20 protein-coding genes and 3 tRNA genes are annotated in these 25,509 nt (G+C 61.9%); 10 read left to right on the forward strand and 13 right to left on the reverse strand.

What is annotated here, in order from left to right; all coding sequences use genetic code 11:
* Positions 1 to 6 precede the first annotated feature (6 nt).
* The 6 genes from BUS42_RS07370 to BUS42_RS07395 all read left to right on the forward strand — a co-directional run bounded on the left by BUS42_RS07370 (position 7) and on the right by BUS42_RS07395 (position 6,954).
* Positions 7 to 861 carry a class I SAM-dependent methyltransferase gene (locus tag BUS42_RS07370; protein ID WP_074306360.1) on the forward strand — a complete coding sequence of 285 codons (855 nt, stop codon included), beginning with the start codon at positions 7 to 9 and terminating at the stop codon, positions 859 to 861.
* Positions 852 to 1,691, forward strand: a complete 840-nt coding sequence (locus tag BUS42_RS07375) for a methyltransferase domain-containing protein (protein WP_074306361.1) — start codon at positions 852 to 854, stop codon at positions 1,689 to 1,691. Before BUS42_RS07370 ends, BUS42_RS07375 begins: the two co-directional genes overlap by 10 nt.
* Before the next feature lie 41 nt (positions 1,692 to 1,732).
* Entirely contained in the window at positions 1,733 to 2,857 is a 1,125-nt protein-coding gene (locus BUS42_RS07380; protein ID WP_074306362.1) for an ABC transporter permease, read from the forward strand.
* The gene (locus BUS42_RS07385; RefSeq protein ID WP_074306363.1) at positions 2,850 to 3,530 is read left to right on the forward strand and encodes an ABC transporter ATP-binding protein; all 681 of its coding nucleotides are present in this window, start codon (positions 2,850 to 2,852) and stop codon (positions 3,528 to 3,530) included. Before BUS42_RS07380 ends, BUS42_RS07385 begins: the two co-directional genes overlap by 8 nt.
* Before the next feature lie 147 nt (positions 3,531 to 3,677).
* A complete protein-coding gene (locus BUS42_RS07390; protein WP_074306364.1) occupies positions 3,678 to 5,792 on the forward strand; it encodes a 3-keto-alpha-glucoside-1,2-lyase-like domain-containing protein in 2,115 nt (704 codons plus the stop codon).
* A gap of 97 nt (positions 5,793 to 5,889) precedes the next feature.
* Complete coding sequence (locus BUS42_RS07395; protein WP_074306365.1) at positions 5,890 to 6,954, forward strand: heme-binding protein; 1,065 nt, start codon at positions 5,890 to 5,892, stop codon at positions 6,952 to 6,954.
* Between the two features lie 194 nt (positions 6,955 to 7,148).
* Here BUS42_RS07395 and ispH read toward each other — a convergent pair whose 3' ends face one another.
* From ispH to BUS42_RS07410, 3 genes are all read right to left on the reverse strand, one after another.
* Positions 7,149 to 8,003: a 4-hydroxy-3-methylbut-2-enyl diphosphate reductase gene (gene ispH / locus BUS42_RS07400; RefSeq protein ID WP_074306366.1), complete on the reverse strand. Its 855-nt coding sequence runs from the start codon at positions 8,001 to 8,003 to the stop codon at positions 7,149 to 7,151.
* A gap of 86 nt (positions 8,004 to 8,089) precedes the next feature.
* A complete protein-coding gene (locus BUS42_RS07405; RefSeq protein ID WP_074306367.1) occupies positions 8,090 to 8,482 on the reverse strand; it encodes a transcriptional regulator in 393 nt (130 codons plus the stop codon).
* A complete protein-coding gene (locus BUS42_RS07410; protein ID WP_074306368.1) occupies positions 8,475 to 9,083 on the reverse strand; it encodes a hypothetical protein in 609 nt (202 codons plus the stop codon). Before BUS42_RS07410 ends, BUS42_RS07405 begins: the two co-directional genes overlap by 8 nt.
* Positions 9,084 to 9,553: 470 nt before the next feature.
* On the opposite strand from BUS42_RS07410, the gene BUS42_RS07415 reads away from it, so the two are divergent.
* Together BUS42_RS07415 and BUS42_RS07420 are read left to right on the forward strand one after the other, a co-directional pair.
* The gene (locus BUS42_RS07415; protein WP_254053361.1) at positions 9,554 to 11,233 is read left to right on the forward strand and encodes a hypothetical protein; all 1,680 of its coding nucleotides are present in this window, start codon (positions 9,554 to 9,556) and stop codon (positions 11,231 to 11,233) included.
* Between the two features lie 205 nt (positions 11,234 to 11,438).
* The gene (locus tag BUS42_RS07420) at positions 11,439 to 12,800 is read left to right on the forward strand and encodes a hemolysin family protein (protein WP_074306369.1); all 1,362 of its coding nucleotides are present in this window, start codon (positions 11,439 to 11,441) and stop codon (positions 12,798 to 12,800) included.
* 355 nt (positions 12,801 to 13,155) lie between these two features.
* Here BUS42_RS07420 and BUS42_RS07425 read toward each other — a convergent pair.
* The 9 genes from BUS42_RS07425 to BUS42_RS07460 all read right to left on the reverse strand — a co-directional run bounded on the left by BUS42_RS07425 (position 13,156) and on the right by BUS42_RS07460 (position 19,163).
* Positions 13,156 to 13,229, reverse strand: a tRNA-Val gene (locus BUS42_RS07425).
* Between the two features lie 89 nt (positions 13,230 to 13,318).
* A tRNA-Val gene (locus BUS42_RS07430) sits at positions 13,319 to 13,392 on the reverse strand.
* A 95-nt stretch (positions 13,393 to 13,487) separates the two neighbouring features.
* Positions 13,488 to 13,561, reverse strand: a tRNA-Val gene (locus BUS42_RS07435).
* A gap of 88 nt (positions 13,562 to 13,649) precedes the next feature.
* On the reverse strand, positions 13,650 to 14,210 hold the full coding sequence (gene frr, locus BUS42_RS07440; RefSeq protein ID WP_074306370.1) for a ribosome recycling factor: 561 nt from the start codon (positions 14,208 to 14,210) through the stop codon (positions 13,650 to 13,652).
* Between the two features lie 114 nt (positions 14,211 to 14,324).
* On the reverse strand, positions 14,325 to 15,083 hold the full coding sequence (gene pyrH, locus BUS42_RS07445) for a UMP kinase (protein ID WP_074306371.1): 759 nt from the start codon (positions 15,081 to 15,083) through the stop codon (positions 14,325 to 14,327).
* Positions 15,084 to 15,165: 82 nt separating this feature from the next.
* Positions 15,166 to 15,783 (reverse strand): elongation factor Ts, encoded by a 618-nt coding sequence (tsf, locus tag BUS42_RS07450; RefSeq protein ID WP_074306372.1) that lies wholly within the window; start codon positions 15,781 to 15,783, stop codon positions 15,166 to 15,168.
* A 193-nt stretch (positions 15,784 to 15,976) separates the two neighbouring features.
* A complete protein-coding gene (locus tag BUS42_RS44870) occupies positions 15,977 to 16,159 on the reverse strand; it encodes a hypothetical protein (RefSeq protein WP_254053362.1) in 183 nt (60 codons plus the stop codon).
* Between the two features lie 167 nt (positions 16,160 to 16,326).
* Positions 16,327 to 16,962 carry a 30S ribosomal protein S2 gene (gene rpsB / locus BUS42_RS44875; RefSeq protein ID WP_254053363.1) on the reverse strand — a complete coding sequence of 212 codons (636 nt, stop codon included), beginning with the start codon at positions 16,960 to 16,962 and terminating at the stop codon, positions 16,327 to 16,329.
* A gap of 308 nt (positions 16,963 to 17,270) precedes the next feature.
* Entirely contained in the window at positions 17,271 to 19,163 is a 1,893-nt protein-coding gene (locus BUS42_RS07460; RefSeq protein WP_074306373.1) for a hypothetical protein, read from the reverse strand.
* Between the two features lie 454 nt (positions 19,164 to 19,617).
* Here BUS42_RS07460 and topA point away from each other — a divergent pair, with 454 nt between their 5' ends.
* Entirely contained in the window at positions 19,618 to 22,098 is a 2,481-nt protein-coding gene (gene topA, locus BUS42_RS07465) for a type I DNA topoisomerase (protein ID WP_254053733.1), read from the forward strand.
* 291 nt (positions 22,099 to 22,389) lie between these two features.
* Here topA and acpS read toward each other — a convergent pair whose 3' ends face one another.
* Positions 22,390 to 22,821, reverse strand: a complete 432-nt coding sequence (gene acpS, locus BUS42_RS07470; RefSeq protein WP_074306374.1) for a holo-ACP synthase — start codon at positions 22,819 to 22,821, stop codon at positions 22,390 to 22,392.
* Positions 22,822 to 23,112: 291 nt separating this feature from the next.
* Between acpS and BUS42_RS07475 the strand changes: the two genes are divergently transcribed.
* Positions 23,113 to 25,404, forward strand: a complete 2,292-nt coding sequence (locus BUS42_RS07475) for a UvrD-helicase domain-containing protein (RefSeq protein ID WP_074306375.1) — start codon at positions 23,113 to 23,115, stop codon at positions 25,402 to 25,404.
* The last annotated feature ends 105 nt before the right edge of the window (positions 25,405 to 25,509 follow it).

The raw sequence follows: 25,509 nt of genomic DNA on the forward strand, positions 1-25,509 counted from the left end.
TCAGCCGTGCCCGAGGCCCTCAAGATCAACACCGGAACCATCCCCTCCGCCCTCGAGCTGGCGTGCTGCCTTTCCTGTGGGCACCGGCTCGAAGGGTGCCATACCTGCGCGTCGTGTGGTCGTGCATATCCCGAGGTGGAGGGAATCCTCCATGCGATCGGGCCGCTCACCGGCACCAATCGCACCGCGGCCCATTTTTATGACGGACCGAACTGGCAACGATTTCGGCCGTGGGAACAGCTCTTTCTCTGGTTCCAGGGCCCTGGGCCACGGGTAGCGAGACGGCAGATTCTCCGCCATCTCCCCCAGCGAGCGCGGGCCCGCGTCCTCGAAGTTGGCATCGGCGACGGCGAAAACCTGCCGTTGCTCCCTCCGGCTTGGGAAGTTTACGGCGTCGATATCGCCCGGACCCAACTGGTTGCCTGCCGCAACCGCTATCCCGAGATGTCGAAGCGTCTGGTCTGGGCCGAGGGGGAGTCGCTTCCGTTCGCCGATCGATCGTTCGACGCCGTCTATACGATCGGCGGATTCAACTACTTCCGCGATCAGGCCCAAGCGCTCCGCGAGATGCGGCGGGTCGCTCGGCCCGAGGCGCCCGTCATCGTCGCCGATGAGAATCCCGAGTTGTATCGCTTGGCCCCCGGCCACGCGCTCGGCATCGAGGCGATCGACCGTTGGGGACTGCGGCTGATGGGCCTCGATGCCGACTTCATCGCCATGGTCTTGAATTGCCGAGTTGACATCAACGCCCTGGCACGCGACGTTTTCCCGGGACATCGTCGCTTTCCGATCTGGAACCGCCTTGGATATTGTTTGGTGAATCCCGATGATCCCCGGAGAGGACCTGCGTTATGTCGGTGACGACGCCGAACCCGACAGCCGATTGGAAAATGGCCCCCAATCCGCTGCGTTGCCCGGACTGCGGTGGCTCGTTCGTTCCCGATGCGGCCGGCTTGGCCTGCGCGGGGTGCGGCCGAGTCTTGCCAATTCGCGACGGGATCCTCGTCGTGAAGGACGAGCCGACGGCCGACAACCTGATCGCACGCGACTTTTACAACAGCTCTCTCTGGCCCAAATTCCGGTTCTGGGAGTGGTTCTTCTTCGTCTGTAACGGAGGCGAACGACGCTCCCGCAACGTCATCTTGAAGCACCTTCCCCAGCAGGACGGCCTGAGACTTCTCGACGTTGCCATCGGCGACGGCGTCTACCATTCCTGGCTTCCGCGTGACTGGAACGTGGTCGGGATCGACGTTTCCACCAGCCAGCTTGCGGCCTGCCAGCGTCGCAACGCCGGTCGTGACCTGCGATTGATCCTCGGCGAAGCGGAGACCCTGCCGTTCCAGGATCATTCGTTCGACGCGATCCTGAGCATTGGCGGCTTCAATCATTTCAATGATCCCGAAGCCTCACTCCGCGAGATGGTCCGGGTCGCGCGTCCGGGCGCTCCGATCGTGATCTCGGACGAGTCGCCCAACTTGACCGACCGGATGATCGGCCACAAACTAGGCATGCCGGCGATCGACCGCTGGGTGGTCTCGCGGCTGATGAACCTCGGCGACGCGTTCACCGACCTGGTCGAGCGGAACCGACACATCAACATCGCCGAGATTGGCCAGCGCGTCCTCAAGGACAGCCAGTATCAAGTGATTTGGCGCGGTGGAGGTTACGTGATGGTCGGGCAAGCCCCCTGAATTGGAATTCTGAAGGCGGAGTCGATCTCTTCTGGAGCACCATGCGTTTCACGACCTTGATCGCCAAGAATCTTGTCCGTCGCGGCGTCCGGACCATCCTGACGATCGTTGGGCTGTCGATTGGAATCGCGGCAGTAGTGGCCATGCTCGGGATCGCCTGGGGCTTCGAACGCTCGTTCCTCGCGATCAACGAAGCCAAGGGAATCGACCTGATGGTGGTCCGCGCGGGGGTGAGCGACAAGCTGACCAGTAGTCTTGACGAGTCGCTCGCCGGGAAACTGCAACAGATCCCCGGAGTGCGCGAGGTGGCTGGTTCGTACATGGACGTCGTTTCCTTCGAGGATGCGAATCTGGTCAGCGTGCTGGTCAACGGCTGGGAGCCAGGCAGCATCCTTTTCCGAGGGATCCGGATCCTCAAAGGTCGGGCACTTGCCACGGGCGATGGTCGAGCGGCCGTACTGGGACGAGTCCTGGCCCTGAATCTGGGCAAATCGGTTGGCGACTCGCTCGACGTGGCCGGCGAAAAATTTCAAGTTATCGGCATCTTTGAAAGTGATAGCCTGTTCGAGAACGGCGGCTTGATCGTCCCCCGACGGGTGCTTCAAAAGATGATGGGACGCGAGGGCAACGTCACCGGATTCGTCGTGATGGCCGCGCCCAACGATCGCGCTTCTCTGGAGACGCTTCGTAAGCGAATCGAAACGACGATCCCGGGCATCGCGGCCGTCCCATCGCGTGACTACGTTCAGGGCGATATCCGGATCCGGATGGTCAAGGCGATGGCCTGGACCACCTCGGCGATCGCCCTGGTCCTGGGTTCGATCGGCGTGCTCAACACGATGATGATGACCGTCTTCGAGCGGACGGTCGAGATCGGCTTGCTGCGGGCCCTGGGCTGGCGTCGCAAACGCGTGCTGGCGCTCATCCTCGGCGAAGCCCTCGCGTTGGGGGTCGCGGGTGCGGTCGTGGGTGTGTTCCTTGGATATACGGAAATCCAGATCCTTTCGCGGATGCCGACAGCGAGCGGCTTCGTCTCGTCCGACTTCCCTCCGGCCGTGATTGCGGTGGGCCTCGCGCTTGGCGTCGGCCTGAGCTTGCTGGGCGGCGTCTACCCGGCCCTGAGGGGGGCAGCCATGCAACCGACCGAGGCGCTTCGCCATGAGTGACGGGACCGATCAAGAGCTTCTTCGCGGCGAAGCACTCACACGAGTCTACCCTGACGGAGCCGTCCAAGCGTTGCGTGGGGTTTCGATCACGGTGGCCCACCATGAGTCGGTCGCGATCACCGGGCCGAGCGGGTGCGGCAAGAGCACGCTGCTCCACCTGCTGGGCGGGTTGGACCAGCCAACTTCGGGCGAAGTCTACTTCGAGGGGAACCGGCTGCGCGACCTCGACCTCGATACGTTCCACGCCCGGCGGATCGGCTTTATCTTCCAGTCGTTCCACCTCCTGCCCACGCTCACCGCGGTTGAAAATGTGCAGGTCCCAATGTTCGAAGGCCCCTGGCCCCGCCTTGAGCGTACCGCGCGTGCAGCTCGCCTCCTGGAAGAAGTTGGACTTGGGCACCGACGCAACCACCTGCCCAGCAGGCTCTCGGTCGGCGAACGGCAACGCGTCGCGATCGCTCGTGCCCTCGCCAATGAGCCGACCTTGATCCTGGCCGACGAACCGACGGGCAACCTCGACAGCGTCAGTCAGACTGAGGTCCTTGAACTGCTCGACCGACTGCGCCGTGAGCGATCCCTGACCCTCATCGTCGTGACCCACAGCCCGGAAGTGGCCGCCTGGGCCGACCGGATCCTCAAGCTTCGCGACGGCCGCGTGGTCAATCACGAATAAACAAATCGCCGATTGACTGAAGGCGAGACTCCGCCGCCAAACCTGGGGAACTCGTTCGGGTTACGGTTGCCGGGGCCGCCTGGTCCTGGCAGACTGTTCCGAATGGAGCAGGGCTGGACCCATTTTGGTGTCGTTGGAGTTTCACCAATGAAGCGGATCTTCTTGAGTCTGGCCGCTTGGGCAATCGTCGTGGCGCCGAACGCTCAGGCGCAATCGACCGAACAACCCGCGCGTACGGCCTCATACGTGGAGGCGTTTCAGAATCCCGACGGGGGATTCGCCGCGAAGCCGGGAGGTCCGTCGACCCTCGGTTCGACCTCCTCGGCCGTTCGGATCTTGAAAAACGTCGGCGGTTCGATCCCCGACGTCCTGGCATGTATCAACTACGTCAAGTCCTGTCGCGATGCCGAGAGCGGCGGTTTCGCCCCGACCCCGGGTGGCAAGCCCGACGTTCGGACGACCGCGGTCGGCTTGATGGCCGCCGCTGAGCTCTTGATCGCCGACGAGGAGACGTCGACCGCGGCGATCGCCTATTTCTCGAAGAACGTCAAGGACTTCGAGGAGATCCGGATCGCGGTCGCAGGCCTCGAGTCGGTCAAGAAAACCGCACCTGACTTCGCGAAGTGGATTTCGCAAGTCGAGGAAATGCGCAACCCGGACGGCACCTTCGGCAACGGGGCCAGTCAGGCCCGCGACACCGGAGGCGCCGCGGTCGCCTTGCTCCGCATGGGGGTCAAGCTTGAGAACCGCGAAGCCGTCCTGACGGCGTTACGCGCCGGCCAGAAGAGCGACGGCGCCTGGTCGAAAGCGGAAGGGCCTTCGGACCTCGAAGCCACCTACCGGATCATGCGGGCCTTCTTCATGCTCAAGGAGGCACCCGACCTTGATGCGCTTCGCGGTTTCATCAACCAGTGCCGCAAGGATGATGGAAGCTACTCGACCGTGCCTGGTGGCGCGAGTGACCTGGGAGGCACCTATTACGCCACAACGGTCCTCCGCTGGGTCAAAATCCTCGGGGGAGAACCCGGGCTCGTCGAAACGGCCGGATTTGTGCCGCTGTTCAACGGCAAAGACCTCAACGGTTGGGAAGGGGACACAGCGCTCTGGTCGGCCCGCGACGGCATGCTCGTCGGAACATCTCCTGGAATCAAGCATAACGACTTCCTTGCCACCGAGAAGTCTTATGGCGACTTCACCCTCAAACTCTCCTTCCGGCTGCTCGGAGCCGACGGAAGCAACAGTGGAGTCCAGTTCCGGAGCGTCCGCCTCCCGGGCCACGAAATGTCAGGGTATCAGGCGGACATCGGCCAGAATTACTGGGGGGGCCTCTACGATGAGTCGAGGCGGAACAAGGTCCTCGCCAAGGGGTCGGACAAGGCGATCGAGGGACTGCACAAGACCGGTTGGAATCACTACGTCCTCCGCGTCATCGGTCGCAAGATCGTGCTGACGCTCAACGGAATCACTTCGGTCTCCTACGAAGAACCCGACGCGACCATCGCGCGTACCGGTCGGATCGGACTTCAGATTCATGCCGGTGGCCCGATGGTGATTCAGTTCAAAGACATCCTGATTCAAGCCTTGCCCGAGCCGACCGCCGGCCGCCCGGCTGAACCCGGTTTCCACTTGCGGACCGTCAAGACTGACGATGGGGAACGGAAATACACGGTCTCGTTCCCTCCAGGCTACGACGGCTCGAAGGAATTCCCGGTCGTTCTGTTCTTGCATGGTTCGGGTGAGCGCGGTGACAACGGAATTGTCTCTGCCCAGGTGGGCCTCGGAGCTGCCGTGTTCGGTCGCCCACAGGATTATCCGTTCATCGCGGTTTATCCTCAGGCGAAGAAGACTTGGAAGGCCGATTCGGCGGACAGCAAGGCAGCGCTCGCGGCCCTGGACGACGTGCTGAAGAATTTCAAGGCCGACCCGAAACGTGTGGCCCTCACCGGCCTCTCCATGGGCGGATCCGGCTCGTGGGACCTCGCCGCGGCTCAGCCCGAGCGATTCGTCGCCGTGGTACCCATCTGCGGACAGGGCGCGTTGGAGACGGCCGCCAAACTCAAATCCGTTCCGGTCTGGGTCCTCGTCGGCGACGCCGACGGTCCCAAGACCGTGATCAATGGCCGAGCGATGACCAAGGCGCTTCGCGAGGCGGGAGCCAAGGTCAATGAAACCGAATACCGAGGCGTCCCCCACAATAGTTGGGATCGTGCTTATCACGATCCGGCACTTCTCAAGTGGTTGATCGGCCACCTCACGCAATAATCGCGCATTGAGCCTCGACCGTCGATCCTTGGGCGCCGTGCTCATCGAGGCTCATTTGTGGTTTCATTTCCGGTCACAAACCAGGAGTTCTCTCTCGATGCGAGTCAAGCGTTGGTGGTCCGGGCAATTCGCGCTCATGTTCAGTCTGGGACTTCTGAGCCTCCTGACGTCTCCACTTCACGCCGCGAGTGACGAGCCACTCGCAGGGTCGACGGAGAAATTCAACCATATCGTCGACAATGCGCACATGTTCGATCCGCTCCTCGTGTCTGTCATGAACGCGGACCTAGAAACGCAGTCGAAACTTGCGAAACTCCCCGTCCTGATTGAGACGGTGGAATCGCTCGACGGTAAAACGATCGATGAAGCCGTCGCCCGCAAGGAGCTCCCTCCCCAAGAGGATGGGGTCTACATCCTCCTCGCGAAGCGTGAGAAGAAGATCGAGGTACGCGTCGCGAAACGGTTCGAGAGCGTCGTTGGCGAGACGGAACGGAAGGGAATTCGCGACGCCTTTATCGAAGGGCTTCGGAAGGGGAAACCCGAGGAAGCGGTGACCCTGGGCGTACGCGCGCTGAACCGTGCGCTCCGCAAGGTCCGGAATACCGAGCTGGCTCCGCCGGAGCCCTCGGACGCCTCGCCAAAGAGTCATCCAAACAAACCTGGATCTTCACTCGTTGTGCGAAATCAGGTCAAGCTCGCCCTCTCGGGTGCCCGACGCATCCTTGAAGGGGCCGAAGCAAAGGCGAGCGAGTTGGGCCTGAAGGTGAATATTGCGGTGGTGGACGATGGCGGCCATCTCCTCGCCTTCGCCCGGATGGATGGAGCGCGGCCCGCCAGCGGTTACACCGCAATTACCAAGGCCACGACCGCGGCCACGTTTCGGCAGGAGACCGGCCCGTCACCTCGAGGGACAACCACCCCCGACCCGCTCCTCAACATCAGCTTGCAGAACGCGGCTGCGGCCAGCGGCGGCAAGCTCACCACGCTTTTCGGCGGGGTCCCTGTCCTCGTCGATGGTCAGGTGATTGGGGGCGTGGGAGTTGGTGGCGGGACCGGAGAGCAGGACGCCATCGTCGCCAAAGCAGGAATTGAAGCGTTGCTCACTGAACTCAAGGAGAGTCAGAGCCCGCCCACTTCGGAACCGAAACCAACCCTACCTTAAACCGTCGACTCCAGGCGCTTCCGAGGAGGGATCGGAAGTGCCTCGATCGCCAACGAGACCACTCGCTGAAGGACGCGCGACCAACCGGTGCGACAAGATTGCCAGGCCTTCCGCTACCGAAGGCCTGGGCATCCGGATCGGCCGCTATCGACGGCCCGACGAGCCGATCCGACTCTCCTTAAGCACGAGGGTGATCAAGCTTCAACATTGACCGTCATCTGCAACATTGCCTGATGGACTTCGTCGATGGTCGAGTCGAGCGTCGAGGTCCCGGCGGTGAGGCCGACGTTCTCGAACCGGGAGAGCCACTCCGGGTCGAGGTCGTTCGGCCCCTGAACGTGGATGGAGGGGATGCCACGTTCCTGGCAGAGCTTGGCGAGCTCGCGGGTGTTGTTGGAGTTGCTGCCGCCAACGACGACCATGGCGTCAACCTGTTCGATGAGCCGTTCCAAGGAACGTTGATGTTCCTTGGTGGGCAAGCAGACCGTATCCACGAAGCGGATCTCGGCGTCCGGATTGTGTCGGGCGATCGCCTCGCGGATCCGTTCGACGGTCCGCGCGGGGGCGGTGGTCTGACAGATGATTCCGAGCCGATCGGCGGGATACCGTTTGACCTCGTCTTCGGTCGAAACGACGTCGAACCGCTCGAGATCCTCGATAATTCCCTGGACCTCAACGTGTCCACGGCGGCCGATCAGGACCACGAAATATCCCTGCTTCTGTAAATTGAGAGCCGCCTGGTGGACCCGGGTGACCAGGGGACAGGTCGTATCCACGATGCGTTTCCCGGCGTCGGCCAGGCGTGACCGCTCGCGATCGCTGACCCCGTGCGCGGTGATCAGCACGACCGGAGTCTCCGGCACCTCCTGGCGCGAGCTCTCGTCGGTCATGGCGAATCCGCTCGCATCGAGCTGGACCAGCACCGTCTCGTTGTGAACCAATTGCCCGTGAATCGTCACCGACTGCGGATCGGCAATCTTTTGAATAATCTTGAGCGCATCTCTAACACCAAAGCACATCCCCATAACTTCGGCTCGTACGATCTTCATGATGCCTCCCTAATCTCGATCACCAAAAGCTTTGCATTGCAAAGTTTCCAGCAGCATTCTTCCGTCGCGGGTTCCCCGGAGGTGTCTCAGGCGGGGAACCAGCCTTCGGCGAGCGAGCTCGCCGGTGTGGGTGCCGTCTTGGCGGCGGTCAGCGCGTCGGCCACCACATTTTCCAGGACATTGATGTAATCGAGGAAGCGCCGCCGGCCTTCCTCGGTGAGTCGACACAGCGTCTGGGGGCGATTCTGCTGGAACCCTTTCCAGACCTCGAGGAGTCCCGCCTCATGCAGAACTTGGAGGTGCCGGCTGAGGTTCCCGTCCGTCAGGGCACACAGTTCTTTCAGGTCGGCGAACACAAGTCCCTTGGGATGAGTCACGAGTGAGGTCATGATCCCGAGCCGGGCCTTCTCATGAAACACGCGTTCGAGGCCTTCATAAGCGAAGCGGCCTGACGACTCGTCGTCCTTTGTTTTACTCATCGCGACACTCCAGGGTGCGATAGAGCACGGCCGCCGCGAGGAGTTGACCGACCCCGAAGGGGAGGCCCATGGCCCAAGGCGACAAGGCGTACTCTCCGCGTGCCAGTGCCAGGCACACGAGTCCAGTGGCGAGGTAGAACACGGCCACCCCGAACGTGGCACGAGGCAAGAGCCGGCACGAGGCGAAAACACCCAGGCTGAAGAGGATTTGCCACAGTCCGGGTAACATCCAGAGGGCTTCGGGGGCGAACCGGATCAACACAAACGTGAGGAGCCCACCCGCGACCAGGCAGGGGATAAACTGCTCGACCGCCAGCCAGGTGATCTCGCGCGTCCAGGGCGAGGCGGAGTTGCGAACCCGGATCACCATCTCGGCCCCGGCCGCCACCGCGCTGATCACGGCCGCTCCAATCCAGAGCCCGAGGTACCCCGACAATTCCTGGCTCGGGTCGCGGATCCAGGCCAGTTGAAACCCGGCGGTCGCCAGGGCGAGTACTCCCGAAAAGGCGACCGGCATCGCACGGATGCCACGAAATACCTCCGTCCGTGCCATCTGCAACCGGATCTCGGAGATCTGGGTTAACGCGTCCCGAAGTTCCATGGAGCGCCGTATCTCTCGAGACCAAATAAAAAGGGTGAGGAATCCACTCGACCCGATCGATTTTCCTGTTCGCTTTGTATCGTAAAGCGTGCATTGGTCGACGTCAAGCATCGTCGGAATATTTTACCAGCCCGTCGTATTTTTCAAACTGAGCCGGGGGCGAGACTGGCTTCCTTGACCGTGGGACTTCGCTGTTCTCCAAGTGCTCGAACGCGCGAGGTTGTCCGTCGTTTTACTTCCCCGTGTATCGTGCGCACGAACTTCAGGGTGCTCCCGATCGACCACGGCACGGGCCGGTGGCACCAGGGGGCGGTCCGCGACCAAGAAGCGGATTCAAGCCGGGCTCGAGCCGCCCCTAAAATCCGGATTATCGACAATCTCTTGCGAAACAGGCGTCCGCATCCGATATTCACAAGTGGTGTGATAATGCCACACGATCCATCGATCACCCGCTCTTGTCTCGGGGATTCATGTCCAAGGCCACGGGAACCTTCTGGGGACCGAAGGGCAGGGGACCCCGGCTGCTGCCCAGCCGGAGGATGGTCCTGGCCGCCTTGCTCGTTCAGGCCGTGCTCGCGTCCCGATCCGCGGCCAACCCGCCGCCTGGGTCTGAGGCGGGCCGGGATCCCTCCGCTCTGGAAGACCGGATCCGGCGGCTCGAGGCACTCGGGGCCGCCGTCATCGAGCAGAATCAGCGGCTGACCGAGCAGAACCGTCGACTCGCCGAGCAGAACCAGGGGCTCGCGCAACAGCTTCAGCAGGTGAACCAGCGCCAGGACATGCTGTCCCGCCGTCTCGATGGTGTGACCAAGGCGAACGCGACAACGACCCTCCCGTCCGCCACCCTGCCGCGACCCGTGAATGAGATCGCAGGCGCCGCAGCCGTTGTCCCGGCTTCGGAACCCGTCGTCGAGAGTCCTCCCGATTCGGCCTCGACCCCGGCTTGGCCTGAGTTCCTGACCGGTCGATACGACCGGAAGAAGGGCCAGTTCGTCCTCGTCCAGCCGCGGACTCCGGAGGACATGCCGTTCGCGCTCAACTTCGACCTGATCACCCAGTTGCGTTACACGGGGTTCTCTCGGTCGGCGCGGACCTGGACCGACAGCGCAGGCACGGTCCGGCCCGTAAGAAATCTGAGCACGTTCGCGGTGAACCGCAACTGGCTGCAGTTCACCGGCTACGCCATCGACCCCCGGCTCCAGTTCATGGCCGCGATCTTCTCTTCCTCAACCACGAATTCGACTCTCTTTTTAGGATGGATCGACTACAAGTTCAGCGAGGCGTTCCTCCTGTCTGCGGGATACTTCAAGTTGCCCGGGAGCCGGGAGTGGATGGACTCGTTTCGGTTCACGCTCGGGGCCGACCGCACGATGGCGACGACCTTCTTCCGACCGAACATGAGCCCAGGGATCTGGGCGTCGGGTGAGCCTTTGGCGAACTTGCACTACATCGCGATGGTCGCCAATTCGTTCAACGGCCTGAACCTCGCGGACAACCGGATCGGCAGTAACACGGCCTTCGCGAGCAGCCTTTGGTGGGAACCCTTCGGCAAGTACGGGCTCGGCCCGTCGGACATTGAGTCGCGGAACCAGCCGACCGCACGATTCGGCTCGAGCCTGACGGTGTCGCGGGAACAACTCGCCAACGCCGCCTCGATCCAAACGAACCCGGAAGACACTCTCTTCCGGCTCTCGGACGGCACCCCGCTGGCACTCGCCGGTGCCCTCGGTCCTGGAGTCCACATCAATACGACCAGCGTTCAGCTCTGGGCGATCGACGCGGCGGTCAAGTACCGCGGGTTCAGCCTCTCGGGGGAGTACTACCTTCGCTGGCTCAACGATTTCCGTCACACCGGCGGCGCGCTGCCGATCCGCAGCTTGTTCGATCAGGGGGCCTACGCCCAAACCTCATATTTTGTCATCCCGAGTCGGTTGGAGGGGTATGCCCGCTACTCGTTCGTGGCCGGTCGGTTCGGCGCAGGCGACGAGTGGAGCGGTGGGCTCAACTGGTACGTCACCGGCGAGCGGAACTGGCGGATGACGTTCGACGTGACCCGGATCAATCACTCGCCCGCCGAGAACGGTCTGACCGGATACCGCGCGGGGGAGAGCGGCACCCTGTTCCAGCTTCAAATGCTTACCGACTTCTAAATTAGGCGACTCCTCAAGGGTCGCCCTGTGCTCGGAATGACGGTCGAAAACTCGCTGACTTCGGTGTCCAGCTTAAATTCGTTGTGCGTGCCATCCTCGTCTTCGATTATAATCGACTTTCTCTCCAAGGACCTTCGTGACGGCGAATTGACTCGCCGGTTCCCGGGGCCATTCTCTTCTCGCCTTGAGCGGAAAAAACCCCTCGATGGGACTGACCGAGTTTTTGATCATTGCCGGCCTGGTGTTCGTAAACGGGTTCTTCGTGGCCGCGGAGTTCGCCCTGGTCAAGGTTCGCACCAGCCAGATCGATCAGTTGGTGGAGCAGGGGAACTGGGCGGCCAAGCTGGTGAGCCGGGCCCTCGATCATCTCGACGCTTATCTGTCAGCCTCCCAGGTCGGGATCACCGTCGCGAGTCTGGGACTCGGCTGGGCGATCGAGAAGCGCGTGGTCCACAACGTTGAGGTCTGGCTCGCCAAAAACCACATGCAGGGGAGCCAGATCTCCCTCGGCCTGTTCTCGCTCTCGGTCGTCTCGGCGGTGCCAATCGCGGCGTTCGCCTTTGTGACCTTTCTCCATGTTGCGCTCGGGGAGCAGGCCCCCAAGAGCCTGGCGATCCGTTCCGCCAAAGTCGTCGCGCTCTGGACCGTCCCCCCGCTGATGGCGATCTACTTCATCTTCTGGCCGGTGATCTGGCTCCTCAACAATGCCAGCAACCTGACGCTCAAGATGCTCGGTCTGGGCAACACCGACGAAGCCGAGGTGTCCCACACGGAAGACGAACTCCGGCACATCGTCGCCGAGAGCGTCGCCGGGGGCCACCTCTCCCGTAACGAAAGGATCATGATTGAAAATGTCTTGAACCTGGAAGAGAAGACGGCCAGACGCATCATGGTGCCTCGCCCGGACATCGTCTATTTGAACCTCTCGCGGCCGGTCGAGGATAACCTCCGGGTCGCGCGGCAGGCTGGACATACGCGCTATCCGATCTGCGAAGACGACCTCAACACCGTCATCGGTATGATTCACGTCAAGGACCTGTTCCGCGCGGGCGCCACCAGCAACGGCCGGCCCGACCTTCGGAAGTGGGCGCGCAAGGTGCCGTTCCTCCCCGAATCGCTCAAACTCGACCACCTGCTCGTGGAGTTTCAGCGCAACAAGGTCCATCTCGCGATGCTGCTCGACGAATACGGCAGCGTGGTCGGAATGGTGAGCCTGGAAAACGTCCTCGAAGAGTTGGTCGGGCCGATTCAGGACGAGTTCGACCGCGAGGATCCGCAAGTGACCCTCCTCGGCAACGGTGTGTTCGAGGTCGACGCCACCTGCCCGCTCGACGTGCTCGCCGATCGTTGTGGCGTGAACGTCCCTGAGACCGAGGCCGAGACCGCCGGCGGCCTCATCCTCGACCTCCTGGGACGACTCGCCAAGACCGGTGACAGCGTCCTCGTCGACGCCGCTCGCCTCGTGGTGATCCGCGCGGATCCCACGCGAATCCGCCGCATTCGCGTCGAGCCGGTCGGTGAACTCACCTCCCCAGAGTCCAATGGCAGCCCCGCTCAGGGGGCCTGACCGCTCGCAGATCCAAGCGGTTCGGTGTGCTGACCTGGCGGCCTTGTGGAGCCGGACCATAAGGCGCCAGAGCCCCGTCGGTCTCTTGGAGGCTGGGCACGGCCCACCAGGTTCGTCCCCGAGGATGAAGCGAACGCCGATCCGCCCGAGTCGCTTGTCCAAAAGCGAGGGGCATCGTGGCCAAAGGCACCCAAGCTGTCCCCCAGGTTTCAGCCTCCACCCCCTCAAGAGAGGCAGACTGAAACTTTTCCGACAAGCCACCAGGTTTCACGACATGTCGGGCGCACAAAAAAAGCCCCCCGATTGTAATAATCGGGGGGCTTCATCGGTCTTCGGTAATCAAAACCTACAGATATGGGCGATACAGGACTCGAACCTGTGACCCCCAGCGTGTCGAGCTGGTGCTCTAGCCAACTGAGCTAATCGCCCGCTGAGCAAACGGATTCGAAGGATCAAAACTGACCGACTGCTCAAGGTCGATCGGTTCTTTAAGTCTAATGGCTAAGTAGACTTAAATATGGGCGATACAGGACTCGAACCTGTGACCCCCAGCGTGTCGAGCTGGTGCTCTAGCCAACTGAGCTAATCGCCCGCCGAGCCAAACCAATCCACTGCGTCCATCAAAAAGGACCGACTGCTCGAAGTCGGTCCCTCTTTTTAAGTCTTATGGCTAGGTAGACTTAACCATGGGCGATACAGGACTCGAACCTGTGACCCCCAGCGTGTCGAGCTGGTGCTCTAGCCAACTGAGCTAATCGCCCGTCGAAGACACAACTATAGGGAAGAGACGAAGCTGAGTCAAGGTGACTTCATGGCGATTCGCTCCCGGCCAACCCGGCTCGCGAACCTTTAGACGTCGAGAATCTCGGTCGACTTCTTTTCGGCCATCTCGTTGACCTTGGCTTCGAAGCGCTTGGTCAGCGACTGGGTCTCTTCCTTGCAGGTTTCCAGGTCGTCTTCGGTCAGGATCTTGTCGGTCTGCTCCTGATCGGCCTGCTTGTTGGCGTCGCGCCGGATGTTTCGGATCGCGATCCGGGCCTCTTCCGAGAGATCCTTGACGCGACTCACCAGCTTCTTGCGCTGTTCGACCGACAAGGAGGGGACGTTCAGGCGGATGACCTTGTTGTCGGAATTGGGGGTCAGACCAATATCACTCGCCTGGATGGCTTTGACGATGTCACCAAGGACGGTCTGATCGAAGGGACGGATCAAGATCTGCTGAGGCTCTGGCGTGCTGAGGTTCGCCAGTTGCTTGAGCGGGGTCGGTGATCCGTAATAGTCGACGCGGATCGATTCGACGAGACCGACGCTGGCTCGTCCGGTGCGAACACCTCGAAGTTGGTCGGAGAGGAGGGCGAGGCTCTTCTCCATCCGCTCTTCCGCTTCGAGCGCAATTTCTTCGATACTCATGCGACACCTCTACCCCAACAGGCTCATGGGGAGTGCTCGTTCCGAAGCACCCCAAATCCATCTTCTCATGGACGATCGTTACGATCAATCAGCGCAATCCGGGAACGTTCCCATTCAACGTTGCGGCCGCGGTGCATTATTGACCCAGGTTCCGATCGGCTCGCCCGCGATGGCGCGCTCGATGTTCCCTTCCTTCTTGAAGTTGAACACGAGGATCGGCAGGTTGTTGTCCAGGCACATGCCGATGGCCGTCATGTCCATCACCTTCAGGTCGTCACGCATGACCTGCTCGTAGGTCAAGTTGTCGTACCGGACCGCATGCGGGTTCTTCTCGGGATCGGCCGAGTAGACCCCGTCCACGCGGGTCGCCTTCATGAGCACCTCGACGCCAAGCTCTTTGCCGCGGAGGGCGGCCGCCGTGTCGGTGGTCACGAACGGGCTGCCGGTTCCGGTGGCCAAAACGACCACTCGTCCCCGCGAAAGGTGGCTCAACGCCCGCCGGCGAATGAACGGCTCGGCGATCTCATCCATCCGGATTGTGGTGAGGAGTCGAGTCTCACAGCCCAAGCCTTCGAGCGCATCCTGGAGGGCCAGGCCGTTGATGACGGTCGCCGTCATCCCCATGTAGTGAGCCGTCGCCTCTTTGATGACGTCGGAACCTCGCGACAGAGTGGCGCCTCGGAGGATGTTTCCCCCGCCGACGACGATGGCCAGCTCGACCCCGCGTGAGGCCACCCGCGACGCTTGGCGGGCGATCCGGCTCACTTCATCCACACTGATGCCCCCCTCGCCCGGCCGGCAAAAGCTCTCACCGGAGAGTTTGAGGAGGACACGGCGGAAAACCGAGGGTCCGTAGGGGTATTCAGTTTCCATCGACGTGTCCTGTGAACCTCAAAAAAGACGACGAGCCAGCACCGAAACAGGGCAAGGGGATCCGCTTCAGAAGACGTCAGGGTTACTCAGCCGGGGTTGCGGCTGTCGCCCCTTCACCAATCACGAAGCGGGCGAAGCGAGAAACCGTGATATTCTCGCCGGTACGGGCGTTGACGGCCAAGATCATGTCTTTGATCGACTGAGCGCCGTCCTTCACGAACTTCTGCTCCAGCAACACCTTTTCTTCGTACCAGGAGTTGAGCTTGCCCTCGGCGATTTTCTCACGCACGTTTTCCGGCTTGTCGGCCGCCTGCGCGATGAAGATCCGCTTCTGTTCTTCGACCTGATCGGCCGGCATTTCCTCGCGATTGACGCAGGTCGGGTTGGCGGCGACCACCTGAAGAGCGAGGTCTTTGGCCAAGGCCCGGAACGCGTCGTTGCGAGCCACGAAGTCGGTTTCGCAGTTCACTTCGACCAATCCGCCCGACTTGCCGTCGTGGTGGATGTAAACCTCGACCCGGCCGGCCGTGGTGGCCCGGCCCGCGCGGTTCTCGGCGTTCTTGCCGTGCTTCTCTTTCGCAAGGGTCAAAGCCTTCTTGACATCACCGTCGGCTTCTTTGAGGAGCGCTTTGCACTCCATCAAGCCCAGACCGGTCGTTTTACGAAACTCATTGACAGCCTGAGCCGTGATCCCGGCCATCGGCGTTGCTCCTCTGCGCTGCAACACGGTCGGTAGACGGGTCGTCCGTCCGCCCTGGATTCGTGTCGTGATTCGGGTGGATTGAATTCGTCTGGACAAACCAGAGAAGAACGGCAATTGCAAATCGCGAAATTGACGCAAGGGCCGCCGGTCCTGGTGGACCGGCGGCCGAATCAGGCTTGAGCGTGTCCGCTTATTCCGCGGCGGGAGGAGGGGTCGCCTCGCCCCCTGCCACCGGCGTGTCGGTTACGACGGTTGAGGCCTCGGCGGGTGCACTCTCGGACTGGGCCGGAGCGGCCGCAACCTCGGCCGAATTCACCGTGGCCACTTCGGCCTCGGGCGGACGCACGGCGGCACGAACGCCAGAGCGGCTCACGCCACCGGCTTGTTGACCAGGACCACCACGGCCCGCTCCGGGACCACCACGGCGGTCACCACGACGGTCGCCCCGGCCCGGTCCTTGCGAGTCATTGGTCTCACGGGGCGGTGGCTCGGCCGGGGCCATCGCCTTGCCTTCGATGATTGCGTCGGCGAGGTGGCGAATCACCAACTCGATGGAGCGCATGCTGTCGTCGTTACCGGGATCGGCAGGTCGACAACATCGGGGTCGCAGTCCGTATCGAGCAGCGCCACGACCTTGATGCCCAGCTTGCGGGCTTCGGCGACCGCGATATGCTCACGGTGCGGGTCGACCACGAACAGAGCCTCGGGCAGTCGAGCCATGTGGCGGATGCCGGAGAGGTTGCGATCGATCTTGGTCCGCTCGCGGGTGAGCGTCGCGATCATCTTCTTGGAGTAGCTCAAGGCCTGCTCGCCGTCGAGGATCGACTCGAGTTCCTCGAGACGCTGGAGCCGGCTCCGGATCGTCCGGAAATTGGTGAGCGTGCCACCCAACCAGCGCTCCGTGATGTACGGCATCTGGCAGCGGGTGCACTCTTCAACGATCGTCTCGGCGGCTTGTCGCTTCGTTCCCACGAACGCGATCAGCCCATTGGACGCAGCCACGCGATGAAAGAATTTCGTCGCCCGAAGAAGACCTCTGACGGTTTCCTTCAAGTCGATAATGTGAATCATGTTGCGCTTGCCGTAAATATACGGCTTCATCTTCGGGTTCCACCGGCTCGCCCTGTGGCCGAAGTGCACGCCGGCATCGATCAGTTCTTTCACCGCTAAAGGCACGTGATTGACCTCCGGATATCGTCTGATTTCAGGGCCGATGATCTCACGGACAAATGACCCGCAAGCGGCCTTGCAAAGGGAAGGAGAGACATCCAAGCTCCAGGATCGACAGTCTACCGGGTGAACGGGGGCACGTCAAATCCCGCCCCGGAGGTTAACGACCCCACGCGAGGGACGTTCATCTCGGGACGGGCTTGATCGATGCTGGCGATCCGTCAATCGAAGATTCACCCGATGGACTGAGGAGCATCCGCAAAGTCGCCGAGGATCGAGCCCGGCCGGCCGCGTGGGCCGGGCGGATCCGGCCCTTACTCCGCGTTCTTGGAATTCCGATCCAACTCGTCGTTGGGTACCCAATCCGTTTTCAAACCGGCGTCGGCGCGGAGTCGCGCCATCCAATCGTCCGCCTGGCGTCGTTGGGCGTTTTTCTCGGCTTCAAACCGATACCGGAAATACTCGCCGTTGGGCGCGTAGAGGGTTCCGAACGTTGCCGGAATTTGTTGGCCGAGCGTCAAGACATAGTAGACGTTCTTCGGCTCGTCCGGGGCGACGGCAACCTTACTGGGTTGCAGTCCGAAATAGGCATCGCGGAACGGTTCCCCCACGTTGGGAATCTGAGGGAATTCCACAGGCCGTGTCGGACCGGGCTGGAACATTTGGCTAGGAAGGGGGAAGCCCGCTTCCAACCGGGGAACCGGAGGCGTGGTGATGACCTTGCGCCCGCCAATGGTCTCGTCCTTGATCGAGCCACCGGCCTTACGGATTTCCTCGGCAAGCTGGTTCGCGGCCTTCTCGGCCAACGGACGCGCCTCAGCCAACTTCCAGGCGAGGTTGACTTCGGACTGGATCTCTTTCAAGGGAGGAACTCGGGGCGGCACGTCCTCGATCTTCCGAGCAAGGAACCGGCGCCGCAAGATATCGGTGAATTCGACCGGCTCGTAGAGCATGGTCTTGGTGTCGAAGAACTCCGAGGCGAACTTCCGTCCGCCGCTGCCAGGCGTGAGGCCAACCTCGGCGTCATGGATCTCGCCGTAGTTTTCGGCCTGACTCTTGGTCAGCAGCGGAGTCACTTCATGCATGAAGCCCTCGGCCTTGGCGAGGTCCTTCAAGTCGTTGAGCTTGGGAAGCGTGACCGAGGACTTCTCGCCTTGCTTCTTGGCCTCGGTGATCTCGTCGAGTGCGTCGTGATAGGAGTCGGCGAACGGGATCATCGCCTCGTCCTTGAGCTTGCCAAACTTCTCGACGATTTCCGCCTGCGCTTTTTCGTCGGCCACCGTCGCGGGCAGGAAGGCCCGGACGTCTTCAAAGGACTGAACCTGAGGCGGGGTCAGCAACGCGCGCGGATCGTTGGCGAACAGGTCGTCGGGCAGCTCGGAGGTCTTCTTGTAGTCGGCCTTATGGTTTTCGTAGTAGGTGCGAAGCTCCGCCTCGGTCAGTCGCGATTCGATCGACTTGGCGAGCGCCGCGCCGTCGATCGAGAGGATCTCAGCGCGGACCTGGCGGGGGATCTTGAAACCTGGCGTGTCTCGATTCGGGTCGGGCAAGACATCCTTATACTTGTCGTAAAACGCTTGCGCTTGCGCTGGGGTCGGCTCGGAGACCTTATCGAGGAAGCTTTCGACGGGGAAGGGAACGACGCGGGCGGAGATCCGTTCGTTTTGGTCACGGTAGGTCTGGAACACGTCGAGCGGCGTCACGACCGGACTGGCCAAGAGCTGCCGGACCTTGGCGATCCGCACCTGGTTGGCGATATCACTGAGGATCTGTTCGCCACTGACCTGGTTGCCGAAGCGGCTCAGGGTCGCCTCGAAGAGTTCCCGATTCATCTGGCCGCTCGTGGCCTGCTTGAGCCATTCGCGACCGACATCCGGTCCCGTCGGTATCCGAAGTGCATCGGCTTCGTGCTGGAGGATCAAGGCGTCGACGATCGACCGGGTGTTGATGTCGCCGAAGATGGGACTTCCCGCCAGCGTCTCCATGAAGCGGTTGGCGTTATTCCGTTGGACGGCCATCTCATTGAGCTCGCTCCGGTAAACCGGCTTGTTGTAGAGTTCAACGACGACCGAATTTTGGTCGGCTCCTCCCGCTCCCGGGCCGAGAAGGCGAGGCAAAGAATCCGCCAGAACGAAGCCGAACATCGCGAGGATGGCAGAGACGGCGAGGAGCTTCCGCTGATGGCGTCGAAAGACCGCGAACGGCATGGGGATCCTCTAGGCTCGATTTCAGGCCGTCGGGTTCTTGTAGAGGGCCTCCCCCCTTGACACGCCCCGATACCCTAGCTATTTGAAGGGCGCAGGCATTTGCAGACCGGCCCAATCCGTAGTGTACCAAGATTCGTTGCCGGGGCAATCGCAAACAGGACACCCCGCTAGCCCCCGCGATCGCGTCCGGACTACCCGGCGTGTTGACCCAACCAGGCTCGGGTGAATAGGATAGGAAGGCACCGTGGCTCGCAAGTCCGCTAAGTCGTCACCAGAATCAACCCCCAAAACGCCCGCCAAACGTGCGTCGTCCGCTGATACCAAGACTGCGAAGGCCGCGAAGGCGGAGACCAAGAGCACGAAGAGTCCGGCGAAGAGTCCCGCCAAAACCACGAAGAAAACCACGACCCCAAAGCGGCGTGCCACTTCGGAGGAGGGAAGCGGTCGTTCGTTGGTGATCGTCGAGAGTCCTAAAAAGGCCAAATCGATCAACAAGTTCTTGGGAACGGCGTATGTGGTCAAGGCCAGCATGGGCCACGTCCGCGATCTGCCCGAGCGCAAGCTGGGCCTGGACGTCGAGCACGGCTACATCCCCTCGTACGAGATCATGAAGGGGAAGAAAGATACGGTCGGGGAACTGAAGCGCGAGGCCGCCAAGGCCGATATGGTCTACCTGGCGACTGACCCTGACCGTGAGGGTGAGGCGATCGCCTGGCACCTGCAGCAAGCGCTCGATCTCCCCGACGAGCGCGTCCGTCGGGTCATGTTTCACGAGATCACCGAACGTGCCGTCAAGGAGGCATTTCAGCATGTCGGTCCGATCAACATGGAAATGGTCAATGCGCAGCAGGCGCGACGGTTCCTGGATCGGTTCGTGGGCTACCAGCTCAGCCCGCTCCTCTGGAGTAAGGTCGCCCGCCACCTGAGCGCGGGCCGGGTCCAGTCCGTGGCGGTCCGCCTGATCGCCGACCGCGAAAAGGAAATCCGCGCCTTCGTTTCGGAAGAGTACTGGAAGATCACCGCCTCCGTGAGTCCCGCGGGGTCGAAGGTTGAGTCGGACCGCTTCGAGGCGCTGCTGACCGAATGGCAAGGGGCGAAATTCGAGGTTGGTAACGAGGCGGACGCCACCGCGATTCGCAATGCCCTGGCGGAGGCCCCGTTCAAGGTCGCCAGCATCGAGGAAGTGGAGAAGCTCGACAAGGCCGATGCCCCGTTCAAGACAAGTACCCTTCAGCAGCAAGGGGCGATCCGCTTGCGGTTCTCCGGTAAGCGGACGATGAAGGTCGCTCAGGAGCTCTACGAAGGTATCGACGTCGGGACCGACGGCCAGGTCGGTCTGATCACTTATATGAGAACCGACAGCCTGAGCGTCTCCAAGGAGGCGATCGAGCATGTCCGCGAGTTGATCAAGGCCGACTATGGCGACCGCTACCTGCCGGCCAAGCCGCATCGCTACGCCGCGGGCAAGTCGGCCCAGGAAGCGCACGAGGCGATTCGGCCCACCGACCTCAGCCTGACGCCTGAGAAGATCAAAGGCCGGCTTTCGATCGATCAATTCAAACTTTATCAATTGATTTATCGTAGGTTTGTGGCCAGTCAGATGACCCCGGCCATCTTCGCGGTGACGAACGTCTCGATCACGGCGGCCGAGGGACTGTTCAAGTCCCAAGGCAAGATCATGAAGTTCGACGGCTATCGTCGGGTGCTTTCACCGGCGGGGAAACAGGAGGACTCGCTCCTGCCGCCGCTCGTGGCCGACCAGCCCCTCGACCTCAACTCGCTCGACCCGACGCAGCACTTCACCCAGCCCCCGCCGCGGTTCACGGAAGCGACGCTCATCAAGGCGCTGGAAAAGGAGAATATCGGTCGTCCCAGTACCTACGCACCGATCATTCAGACGATCCAGACGCGCCTCTATGTCGAGCAGAAGGAACGGCGGTTCTTCGCCACCGACCTGGGAATGATCGTCACCGACCTCTTGGTCGAGCATTTCCCCAAGATCATGGACTTGAAGTTCACTGCCAAGATGGAGGATGAGCTCGACGAAATCGCCTCCGCCAAGGAGGAAATGGTCAAGGTTCTCGACGAGTTCTACCACCCGTTTCAGGACGCTCTGAAACTCGCCGAGAAGCAGATGCAGAAGGTGCAGGTGCTCTCCTCGGAAGTCTGCCTCGTCTGCGGGGCTCCGATGGTGGTCAAGTTCAGCAAGACCGGGCAATTCCTCGGCTGCTCGAAGTATCCCGAGTGCAAGTCCACCCGTCCGATGGACGGCTCGGCCCGCCCCGCGGCCGTCGAGACCGAGCACATCTGCACGAAGTGCGGCAAGCCGTTGATGCTCCGTGAGAGCAAGCGTGGTCAGTTCCTTTCCTGCTCCGGCTATCCCGCCTGCAAGGAGTCGTTCAACCTCAACGACCAAGGGCAACCGGTCCCCTCGGTCGTGGAAACCGACCACGTCTGCGAGAAGTGCGGCAAGCCGATGGCCCTGCGCCAAGGCTCGCGAGGGAACTTCCTGGGCTGCACGGGCTACCCCAAGTGCCGGAACACGCTCCCGGTCGACGATCAAGGGCAACCCGTCACCCCCGTCAAGGTCGAGGTCAAGTGCGAGAAGTGCGGCGGCCCGATGGGAGTCAAACGAGGCAAGCGAGGCGCATTCCTCGGCTGCCTGAACTATCCGAAGTGCCGGAGCACCCAACCGGTCCCCGAGGAACTCAAGGAACAGATTGGGGAGGGGCCGGGAGCGGCTTCCACCGCGGCGAAAGACGACCTGAAGTCCATCGTCTGCGACGAGACCTGCGAGAATTGCGGCGGGGCCATGACCGTCCGTGAAGGTCGGCGAGGCTACTTCCTCGGCTGTGCCAACTTCCCGAAGTGCAAAGGGACGAAGGAACCCGGCGAAGCGACCCTGGAAAAGATCACCGCCGTCACGGGTCGGTAAGACCTTTGACGTGTCGCTGGTCTTGAAAAAAGACAAGGATCCGGAAAGGCCCGACTCGTCCGCGAGCCGGGCCTTTTCTCCTTTGTCAAGCGATGCCAAATCCGCGAGAAAGTCGTCATCAAGTCACGATCAATCCGCGGTGAGGCTCGAATCCCTCGCGAGGTGGGCTCGCCCCCCCCTCTTATAAATAGCTTCTTTTTGACCAGGGTGAGTCGGGGACAAGCGCGCCCCCAGCCGGGCGAGCGCCCAGCGAACGAACATCCTTGACCGGGGCCCGAAGCGGCATCCTGGCTATTCCTGACCTGGCTCTGGCTCCTCGATCGCCATCGGAGTGGGTGGCGAGAGGCGAAGTGCAAGCGCGTAGGCCGTGGCGTAGGTCCGACAGTGGGAGATCGAAATCAGGATGTCACCGATTCCCTTCTGCAAGGCGAGCTCCTTGGCCCCGCCACAGATCAGAACTTGCGGTTGACCGCCTCCTAAATTCCGAACCTCCAGGTCGGTCCAAGCCAGTCCTCGGCTCCAACCGGTCCCCATCGCCTTGAGGATCGCTTCCTTCGCCGCCCACCGGCCGGCGAAATGCTCGATCGCATGTTTGCGAGCTTGACAATAGCGAATCTCGCGCTCGGTATAGACGCGACGCAGGAATAATTCGCCATGCTGTTCGATCATCTTGCCGATTCGAGGGCACTCGATAATGTCCGTGCCGATGCCCAAGATTTCCATGCCGGTTCGTTTTCCTACAAGGGGGAGTGCGTTGACGGGACGTCGAGCGACTCCAGTTTAATCCAACGCGCCGGCCACGTCCAAGTCGGGCCTACGACCTCGCTCTGACGAGGGAGCTGTGGCCTACTCAAGGTTCGGTTCTGCGGCCGACGGGTCAACCTGAGCCGCATCGTACCCCGAAGTCGGCTCGCGACCTCGTCGGCCGTGCGCTATACTAACAGAGTGGCAGGACCGCCGGCGCTGACCCGCACTCGCCCTGTTTCGATCCTTCTCCCATGGATGAATTCCTCGATGGATTTGTTTGCCGATCTCACCGAACCTCAGCGCAAGGCGGTCGCTCACGTCGAGGGCCCGCTGCTGGTCTTGGCCGGCGCCGGATCGGGCAAGACGAGGGTCATCACGAGACGCGTCGCCAACCTGCTTCAGCATGGGATCGCGGGACGGAACATCCTCGCTCTCACGTTTACGAACAAAGCGGCCGGTGAGATGCGCGAGCGAATCGAAGCGCTTGCGCCGAAATCCGAGGTCTGGGTCGGAACGTTCCACAGCTTGTGCGCCCGGCTGTTGCGAACCTACTCCCCCCTGGTCGGTATCGATCGAGGGTTCACGATCTACGATCAGTCCGATCGACTTCGCGCCGTCAAGCAGACGATGGCCCGGCTCGATCTCGACGAGGTCTCGGTCCCCCCTGAACGGATCGACTCCGCGATCAGCCGGGCCAAAAACGACCTGATCACTCCCGAAATCATGTCTCGAAGGATCGGGGACCACACCGACGCGATCGTCGCCAAGGTCTATCGGGCCTACCAAGAACGGCTCCAAGAATCTTCGGCCGTGGATTTCGATGACCTGCTCGTCCATCTCGTGACGATCCTGAAGACGAAACCGGACGTCCGAGCCCATCTCGACGCGAGATTCCGCTACGTGTTGGTCGACGAATATCAAGATACGAACCTCGCCCAGTATGCGATCGTCCGCGCGCTCTCGACCGACATTCCCAACCTCTGCGTCACCGGCGACCCCGATCAGTCGATCTACGGATGGCGAGGCGCGAATCTTAATAACATCCTTGAATTCGAACAAGATTTCCCAGGCTGCCGAGTCGTTAAACTCGAACAAAACTATCGAAGTACCAAGAACATCTTACAAGTCGCGGATCACTTGATCCGATTCAATAGCCGGCGCAAAGCCAAGGCGCTGACGACCGAGAATCCGACCGGTGCGCCGGTCGAGCTGACGGTCTACTCCAACGAGACGGAAGAAGCCCGAGGGGTCGCGACGAAGGTCCTCAGTTTCGTGCGGGATGGGGGAGTCACGTTTGGTGATATCGCGGTCTTCTGCCGGGTGACCGCACTCACCCGAAACTTCGAAATGACCTTTCGGGCCGCGAAGATCCCGTATCAGATCGTGGGCGGCGTTTCCTTTTACGAGCGTCAGGAGGTCAAGGACGTCCTGGCCTACCTCAACCTGCTCGTGAATCCGAAGGACGACGTTTCGTTCGGCCGGGTGGTGAACGTTCCCCCACGCGGCCTGGGGAAAACGTCGCTCGATCACCTCGCGGCGCGAGCCAAAGCGCTCAAGCTTCCCCTGCTCGCGATGTCCCGCCAAGCCTCGGCGGTTCCCGGACTGAAAGACAAAGCGGCCCGAGGCTTCCGCGACTTCGGGATGCTGATGGATGAGCTGTCGGCGTTGCGCGATCACACCGCCGAGGAGGTCACGCGCAAGCTCCTCGCTCTGACCGGCTACCGCGAGTACCTCGCCGACGAATCCAAGACGAACGGCGAGGAGCGGCTCGCCAACATCGATGAGCTTGTGTCCGCGGCGCGCGAGTTCGATCGGGAGCATCCGGGCGCGTCCATCATCGATTTCATGGAGGAGATCAGCCTTTCCTCCGCGGTCGATCGCTGGAAGGACGAAGGGGGCGCGGTCACCTTGATGACCCTCCATGCCGCCAAGGGACTCGAATTCCCTGTCGTCTTCCTCGTCGGCTTGGAGCAAGGGATCCTCCCCCACTCCCGGGTTCGAGATGACGAGCGCGAGATGGAGGAGGAGCGTCGCCTGCTCTTCGTGGGAATCACACGGGCCGAACGCGAGCTCTACCTGAGTCATTGTCGGGTCCGGGAGTTCCGAGGCCAGCGACAGGCGACGATCCCGTCGTGCTTCCTGGGGGAATTGCCCGAAGAGCCGATGAGCTTCCGGGACCTCTCCGAAAACGACATGACCTCCTCGTCCGTCGGCTGGAGGCGGCCGGAAACTTCGACGCCCTGGGCGCCTCGCGGTTCAGCGCCCCCGGCTCCGCGCGGTTCGGCGCCCTGGGCAGCGCGTAGTTCCGTGCCCTCGGCTCCGCCGAAAGGCTTTCGGATCACCACCGCGGCCGAGCTGGGCGGGGCCCCGGCGTCGCCTACCAACCTCGGTGATTTCCGGCCTGGAATTTCGGTTCTCCACCCGCAGTATGGCATCGGTCGGATTATCGCGATCGAGGGCGCGGGTCCGAACCGAAAGGGGCGGGTTGCGTTCACCGTCGGAGGAGAGAAGACCTTTGTCCTCGCCAAGTCACCGCTTCGCCCGGTGACCGGCAAGTAGGACTCGCGTCGGAGCCTCCGTCGCGAATCCGCTTCGTATTGGTCCCACCGGGGACACACCTTCGACTCGATTCCACATTGTTCAAGGATCAAGACCGTTCGATGG

The sequence above is a fragment of the Singulisphaera sp. GP187 genome, from assembly GCF_900129635.1.
Classification (GTDB): domain Bacteria; phylum Planctomycetota; class Planctomycetia; order Isosphaerales; family Isosphaeraceae; genus Singulisphaera.